A 7,936-nucleotide genomic window follows, 5' to 3' on the forward strand; every position below is an offset into this window, starting at 1 on the left:
GGCCGCGAGCTGCGCACAGTTAAAGATTTACTCACGCATACAGCGGGTTACCCGCCTGTGTTTGATTTTCATCGTAAAGGTGCTAAAAATGGTGATGCGTATTTTTCGCAAAATAGCCAAACCACAAAGCAGCTGTTACTTACGCAAGTGCCGCTGAGCAATAAATACCCCGCACAAGCTGTTTACTCCGATATTGATTACATGATTTTAGGCGTACTAGTTGAGCGTATAACCGGGCAACCACTTGATGACTACCTCGAGCAACACATTTACGCCCCACTTAAACTGACCAATACGGTATTTAACCCACTTAAAAAGGGCTTTAAACGCGCTGAATTTGCAGCAACCGAGCTTAGCGGCAATACCCGTGATGGCCGTATTACCTTTGATAATATTCGTACCAATGTCTTGCAGGGCGAAGTGCACGACGAGCGAGCATTTTATTCGTTTGATGGCGTAGCAGGGCATGCCGGTTTATTTAGTAATGCACCCGATTTAGCTGTGCTTTGCCAAGTACTATTAAACCAAGGTGGCTTTGGCAATACCCAGTTATTTAGCGCATCAACCTTAGCGCAGTTTGTAACGCCACAATTAAACAACGAAACCTATGGCCTAGGCTTTAGGCTTGCGGGTAACAACCAAGCCAGGCGTTGGCATTTTGGCCCTTACGCAAGCGCACAAGCGTATGGGCACACCGGCTGGACGGGCACAGTAACGGTTATTGATCCAACCTACGATTTAGCCATTATTTTATTGACCAATGCGCGGCACACAAAAATAAAAGGAAGCCAAAAACATTACCAGTTTTTGGGCAAACAATACGAGACCGCGCAATATGGCTCGGTGGTATCGCTTATTTACGAAGCACTACTAAATCAATAAATTATCGTTTAGGCTAAAACGGCCTAAGTGCAGTGCCTTAAGTGATTTATTTGCAGGTGACTTAACTAAGCCAATCCATTAAGCTAAGCGGTTTACAAATTCAGGCCACATTTTTAAAACGGCCTGTAAAATAAGCGTTTCAACGTGAATAAAGCGAACGCACTTCGCTATAAATAAAGGTTAATTTATGTCTTGGTATTCTATATTACCGCCGCTCATTGCTATCGCTATCGTATTTTGGCGAAAAGAAGTAATAATGGCACTTTTGGTGGCCGTGGCTTCGTCAGAATTTTTACTCGCTATACAAGGCGAGGGTAATACCTTATTTGCTACATTTTTAAATACCGTTGAGCGCATAATATCGGTAGCCAGCTCGCCGGGTAACACTCGCATTTTAATATTCAGTATTATGATTGGTGCCTTGCTTGCCTACATACGCGAATCTGGCGGCGTAGCAGCCACCGTTAATATGCTTATGAATAAAGGCATTGCAAAAAGTAAGCGCCAAGTTGGCTTTTTAACCATGTTTACCGGCATCGCGGTATTTATAGAGTCAAACCTCAGCGTATTAACCTCAGGTATTGTATCGCGTGGCCTGTTCGACAAATTTAAAATGAGCCGAGCCCGCCTTGCTTATATTATTGATAGCACCAGTGCACCTGTGTGTATTTTAATATTACTTAACGGTTGGGGCGCATTTGTACTGGGTTTACTTGGCAATTACGAGCTAAGCGAATCGTCGGTTTCTATTTTATGGGGCAGCGTAGGGTACAACTTTTACGCCATTATCACGCTAGTCATTGTGTTTTACACTATCGCGTTTGATAAAGTACACGGCCCAATGAAAGAAGCCGAGCAAAAACTAGAGCTACAAAAAACCGACCTAAAAGAAGAAGTAAAAGGCTCTAAAGCGCGTTACATGCTCGTGCCATTACTTACCTTAATTGTGAGCATGGTAGGCTTTATGTTTTACACCGGCAACGGCGTACTTGCAGAAGGCAGCGGCTCTAAATCAGTTTTATACGCAACGGTATTAGCCATTGTGGTTGCATATGTTTTAATGATTAGCTCGCGCCAATTTACTCACCATCAATTAGTCGATACCGGCTTTAAAGGCATGGGCGAGTTATTACCGCTGGTGAGCATTGTATTGCTTTCACTTACACTGGGCGCAAGCTTAAAAGAGCTAGGCACGGGCGTATTTGTCGCATCACTAGTGGGCGATTACTTACCTATTTACTTAATTGTACCAGTGCTGTTTTTAACCGGCGCGGTTATGTCGTTTACTACGGGTACCTCGTGGGGCACATTTGCCATACTTATTCCTATTGGCGTACCGCTTATTCAAGCGCTCGGTTTGCCACCTTCACTGGTTGTAGGCGCTATTTTAGGCGGCGGTATATTTGGCGATCACTGCTCCCCTATATCCGACACCAGCGCCGTATCGGCACTCGCCTCGGGGTGTGACTTACTCACCCACGTTAAAACGCAGCTACCGTATGCGTTATTTGGCGGCGCACTGACGTTTATAGCGTACTTAGTAACAAGCATAATAGTGTTATAAAACGTGTTGTAAATACTGAGTTTTAATTATTATAAAATGCCTTGAAAGCCTGCAAATACGCAGGCTTTTTTAGGGCATAAAACAAGGATTGTTAAAATAAAAATAAAGCTTTTCTCCTTTTTAGTTTTTTATTATTTTTGAACTCATGCTTTTACCAAGAAAGTGAAACAGAGCAATCTAATAGGTTAGCAAAAACATACCAGCTCGATATAAAAGCTGGCGATACACGTTTATTTTTTCCTGAACAATTTGCAGTCAGTGATGGAGAGCTTCCAATTCTTGAAATGGAAATGACTACGTTTGCAGATGCTTCTGAGTCACTTGATGGTATTGATGCCGCATTAACGACATACCCTAAAGGCTTTGTTTCCAAATTTATTAATGCTATTTATATTTCAGGACCTATGCTCATGGAGGGGGCTGAAGCGGGGGGGACATATTCAAGAAATTCTATAATATTATCAAATATCTCAGATAAGAACGGTACTAACTTCAATTATGAAAATTCGTTACGGGGAGTTCATCACGAGCTTAGTTCTTTAATTTATTTATGCTCCCCTTTTGTTAATCTTGCATGGCAAGGTCTGTTGCCTGAAAGTTGGAGTCCTGCTTCCTCGAATTATGAGGCTTTAACGCAAGATAGAAGTATAGGGCCTGATTATGAAAATGGATTTTTATCTACCTACGGTAAAACTAATATTGAGAACGACTTTAATATTTTCGCCGAATTTGCTTTTTCTGAGCCTGAAAAGCTACGAGACCTTGCAGCTGTGTATCCAACTATAGCTAAAAAGCTGAGTTTATTTATTACTGCATATAAGCAGGTTCTTCCTGAATATCAGCAGGGCTTCGAAGAGTATTTCACTAATACGGGTTTAAGCGATGTTGTTATAAAACCTAATAATGTAGAGATTACAATCCACAGTGATTTTAGTAATATTAAGCCTCAAATAATTCACTAAGTAAACTTAGTAAAGGGCCTATGTTTTACATATAGTTATGGTTCATACTTAAGATATTCCTCTGTTAAAGAAGCATAAATCGAATACTCTGAAGCAGCTTTTTATGTACCTTAAATCATTGTAATAGTAGCTTGTCAGGATTTCTCTACGTAACTTTAAATGATATGATTTCACCAATTAAATAATAAATAAGGACATTTTTATGGATATTATGATTGGTCAGCAAGCTCTTAAAAAGAAAAATCAGCTAACTCAGTTATCAGAGCGAGCAATCGGTCGAGACTTCAAAGAGCAAGCAGCATTAGCTATACAAATGACTCAATGCAGTGCAGCTGTTTATAGGAGGTTACAGCGCACTTACAAATCAACTGTAACGCCACGAGATGAAAAAAGAGTTAAAGCCGGAGGCTTGAGTACACAGTCAGTAACTTTTTCCACAAGTAATAATAGCCAAAAATCTTTTAATAGCTTACTACCTGCAATGCGTGGTGGGAGAGCCGCACCAACTAATACTACCAAAACATCCAATGATGTTGCCGTTGCTTCTAATCAACCACAAGCAGTTAATTTGTTAGCTTTATTACACCCTGTAATAAGCAGTGATATTATGAAAACAGGTAACGCAGTAGAAAGAACAGCTACTATATTAGGACTGGTCACAACTACAGTTGGTTTTGTTGTTCCTGGAGGTGGAGCCGTATCCTCTATTGTTAGTTGGGTAGGTAGTGGCGCTACTTATTCAGGTTTCACTATGTCAAGAATACGTCCTGATGCGCCGGATAGAGCCTATCATCAATTAACTAACTATATTACGTGTTTAGCGGCTTGGAATAAAAAAGCGTGTGAGTTAATCGATATAGCTGATCCAAATGGACAATGGACTTTTCGGGATATTGAAAACGGATTCTCATAGAGTTAAGGCTGAAAAGACAGTTTTAAATATTTTATGAGAGGACTCTACTAAATATACGAAAGCCTGCTTAATCGCAGGCTTTTTGTTTTAAATATGCAGTTAAGTACCCGTATTTATATTTTTTAGGTTATTGTATGGCATGAGCTTTAAGCTTTTTAATAGCTATAAATTCTTACTTTTTAACTTATACAAGGCTGTAAACCCACACTATGTTTGTAATAGATAATATCATTCTTGTTAGTGCCATTTTAATTTTACTAGGGGTTATCTCGAGCAAGCTATCTGCGCGCGTTGGCTTACCAGTGCTCGTGCTATTTTTACTGGTGGGCATGCTGGCAGGTGAAGACGGTATTGCCGGTATATCATTCGATAACGCAGAGGCTGCGCATGCTCTGGGCACGTTAGCACTGGCTATTATTCTATTTGATGGTGGGCTACAAACGCCAACCAGCTCTATTAAACAAGTGTGGAAACCTGCTTCGGCTTTAGCAACGGTCGGGGTGCTTTTAACGGCTGTAATTACCGGCCTTGTCGCCACTTATATTTTAGACTTACCCGTATTACAAGGCGTTTTACTTGGGGCCATTGTTGGCTCTACTGATGCCGCTGCCGTGTTTGCACTGTTACGTAGCGCTGGTATTCACCTAAATAAAAAACTTAAATCAACCCTTGAAATAGAAAGTGCCTCGAACGATCCAATGGCTATTTTTCTAACGGTTGGCTTGCTCGAAATGCTCGTTAACGACATGCCAATAGGGCTTGGTTTACTGCAGTTATTTGCCCAGCAAATGGGCGTAGGCGCCGTTTGTGGGTTTTTAATTGGTAAGGTGTCGGTGTGGTTTATTAATCGAATAAAATTAAATGCATCAGGTTTGTATTTAGTAATGGTAACCGCATTTGGGCTGCTTTCTTTTGGCCTTTCTGCAACGCTTGGCGGCAGTGGCTTTTTAGCTGTATTTATAACCGGCGTTATTTTAGGTAACAGTAAATTTGTATATAAACGCGGTATTTTTCTGTTTCATGACGGTTTAGCGTGGCTTGGGCAAATAACCATGTTTGTTGTATTGGGGCTGCTTATTAATCCATCATCACTCGTTGATGTATGGCTAGAAGGGTTACTGATTGCACTGGCACTTATTTTTGTGGCTCGCCCACTAGCGGTAGCGCCAATTTTAAAATTATTTGGCTTTAATAATCGCGAAACTTTATTTGTATCTTGGGTGGGGCTAAGAGGCTCAGTGCCGATTATTTTAGCTATATTCCCACTGTTGTTTGGCCTTTCAGGGGCCGAGCTTATTTTTAATGTGGTTTTTTTCGTGGTGTTAATCTCGGCCACGTTGCAAGGCTCAACTATGCCTTGGATGGCTAAAAAGTTAAGTTTAATAGAGCCGCCACCTGATTTAGCAGCTGCAACACTCGAAATTACCGCCTTAAATGATATTGATATAGAAATTGTAGAGTATACGTTAAGTGATGTTTCTCGGGTTTCTGGGCGCAGTTTGTCACATGCTGCACTACCAGAAAGTGTAGTTGTAGCCATGATCACACGAGGACCTTCAATCATACCGCCACGCGGCTCAACTAAATTAAAACCAAACGATCATTTATTTGTTGTTTTAAAACCTGCTAACAGACCTTTTGTTGATTTAGTTTTTACAGCAACCGATAAAACAAACCACCAAGACAGTCACTTAGCGCGCAACGAACTTAAAGTGAAAGGGGTTACGCTAGTAGGCGATATATTTTACTCATACCACATGAAAATAGACGCGCCAGAGGGCATAAGCTTGGAAGAGGTGATCAACCAAAAGCTCTCAGGAGAAATCAGTAAAGGCTCAATTGTGGTTATTGGTAATGTTCAACTACGCGTTATAACAATGGTACATACACGTATAGTGACAATCGGCTTAAAGTACTTACACAATCCAGAACAACGACTTTTAAAGCAGTAACCTTTAACTATAATGCACAAGATATTAGCGACGTAGGTTGGGTTGAGTGACACGAAACCCAACGTATCACCGATGCAAAGAGCGCACTAAAGTTAGTTATATGTAGTGTTTGTTGTAGGCGTACAGCTTGCTGGCGCGTCGAGGTAACCTATTTTTTCTTTTCAAACAATATGTTATTAACTTAATTATATGGCTGATAGTTTTGTTATATTAAAAACTGAGATATGCTGGCTTAAACTTTTAAGCTATTTTTAAAAAGGATTTTATACGATGGTTGTTGAAGATATTTCAGCTGAAGAAAAGAGTGATGGATATACTCCATATTTTCTCAGCGCAACAGATGAAGTTGAGATAGATTGCGATGTCTCAAATGTTTTTGACCAAGTAATATCATCTGATAAAGCATATAATATAGCCATTACTGGACCATATTCATCTGGTAAATCTAGCTTTGTGAGCTCTTATAAAAAGAAAAACACTGAGTTTTCTAATTCATCAATTGATGTTTCATTAGCCTCTTTTCAGGTTAATGAAATGGTGGCGACAGGGGAAACTCCAAATAAGTCAGGGGAGTTTGAGTTTGCTGATATAGAAAAAAGCATTATTCAGCAAATTATTTATAAAGTGCCTTCTTCCACAATTCCAAAATCTCGTTTTAGTAAATTAACTACTTCGGAAGATACTATTAAATGGAAGAGTTACATATTTGCTTCGCTCTGGCTTCTTTCCATTTTTTATATTTTTAATCCAAAAAGTTATATTTTTATTGACCCTGTTAGACCAATACTCGGGAAGTATTTAGAATTTTTTAACATTGCTTTATCTTTAGTTATGCTTTCAGGTTGCCTGTTTGGTATTGCATCTATAATCAAATATTTGAAAAACAATCTACCACTATCCAAAATAAGTTATTTAAATCCCACAAATGTGGAAGTAAGTTTCTTTTCAGAATCAGATTCAGTGTTGAATAGAACTCTGGATGAACTAGTATACTTTTTTTCTAGCTCAAATTATAACAAGGTAATATTTGAAGACTTGGAGAGGTTAAATAAGCCTGAGATATTCACGAAGCTCCGTGAAATAAACATCATCTTGAATAATAGTGATGCAGTGAAAGGTAAGCATAAGGATGGAATTAAGTTTATTTATGTAACTAAAGATGATTGCTTCTCAGCAACAGAAAGAACTAAATTTTTCGACTTTATACTACCCATAATTCCAGTTATTCACTCAAATAATTCATATGAAAAAATACGAGAGTTAATTTCCACAATTAAAGGTGTAAACCTATCTCATAATTTTTTAAGGGATGTAACTGTTTTTATTTCAGATATGAGGGTTTTACAAAACATAGTTAACGAATTCTATTTTTATAGAAAATTAGTAAACCATGATCAGAGTTTATCGGATGATAATTTATTCGCACTAGTTTTATGTAAAAACATGTTCCCCTGTGAGTTTGAGCTTCTTCAACAAAATAGCGGGAAAATATTTACTGCTTTTGATACTTCAGTTATAAAAAATGAATCTACGAACGAGAAAAGATCTATCATTCAAAACTTTAAGGAAGAAATTGAAAACATTGAAAATGCATTTTCTTTTAATAAAGGGGAGTATGAAATACTAATCGGTTGTTATTTATGTAGTGGCATAGTTAATTTGG

At 38.9% G+C, this 7,936-nt stretch carries 6 protein-coding genes; all 6 read left to right on the plus strand.

Annotated elements, in window-relative coordinates; translation table 11 throughout:
- A partial coding sequence (locus B2R65_RS16400) for a serine hydrolase (RefSeq protein ID WP_286744443.1) occupies positions 1-882 on the plus strand: 882 nt, incomplete at its 5' end.
- A gap of 187 nt (positions 883-1,069) precedes the next feature.
- On the plus strand, positions 1,070-2,446 hold the full coding sequence (locus B2R65_RS16405; protein WP_286744446.1) for a Na+/H+ antiporter NhaC family protein: 1,377 nt from the start codon (positions 1,070-1,072) through the stop codon (positions 2,444-2,446).
- 137 nt (positions 2,447-2,583) lie between these two features.
- Positions 2,584-3,408: a hypothetical protein gene (locus B2R65_RS16410; RefSeq protein ID WP_286744448.1), complete on the plus strand. Its 825-nt coding sequence runs from the start codon at positions 2,584-2,586 to the stop codon at positions 3,406-3,408.
- Between the two features lie 202 nt (positions 3,409-3,610).
- Positions 3,611-4,321 carry a hypothetical protein gene (locus B2R65_RS16415; protein WP_286744450.1) on the plus strand — a complete coding sequence of 237 codons (711 nt, stop codon included), beginning with the start codon at positions 3,611-3,613 and terminating at the stop codon, positions 4,319-4,321.
- A 209-nt stretch (positions 4,322-4,530) separates the two neighbouring features.
- Positions 4,531-6,273, plus strand: coding sequence for a potassium/proton antiporter (locus B2R65_RS16420; protein WP_126005979.1), 1,743 nt, complete (start codon positions 4,531-4,533; stop codon positions 6,271-6,273).
- A 270-nt stretch (positions 6,274-6,543) separates the two neighbouring features.
- The coding region (locus tag B2R65_RS16425; RefSeq protein ID WP_476748311.1) for a YobI family P-loop NTPase at positions 6,544-7,936 on the plus strand (1,393 nt) is incomplete at its 3' end.

The sequence above is a fragment of the Pseudoalteromonas sp. UBA2102 genome (assembly GCF_002331165.1).
GTDB classification, from domain to species: domain Bacteria; phylum Pseudomonadota; class Gammaproteobacteria; order Enterobacterales; family Alteromonadaceae; genus Pseudoalteromonas; species Pseudoalteromonas atlantica.

What these genes read in the sequence shown, in the direction of transcription:
- B2R65_RS16420 (WP_126005979.1), top strand. Translation starts at nt 4,531, where the DNA reads ATGTTTGTAATAGATAATATCATTCTTGTTAGTGCCATTTTAATTTTA.
- B2R65_RS16405 (WP_286744446.1), top strand. Translation starts at nt 1,070, where the DNA reads ATGTCTTGGTATTCTATATTACCGCCGCTCATTGCTATCGCTATCGTA.
- B2R65_RS16415 (WP_286744450.1), top strand. Translation starts at nt 3,611, where the DNA reads ATGGATATTATGATTGGTCAGCAAGCTCTTAAAAAGAAAAATCAGCTA.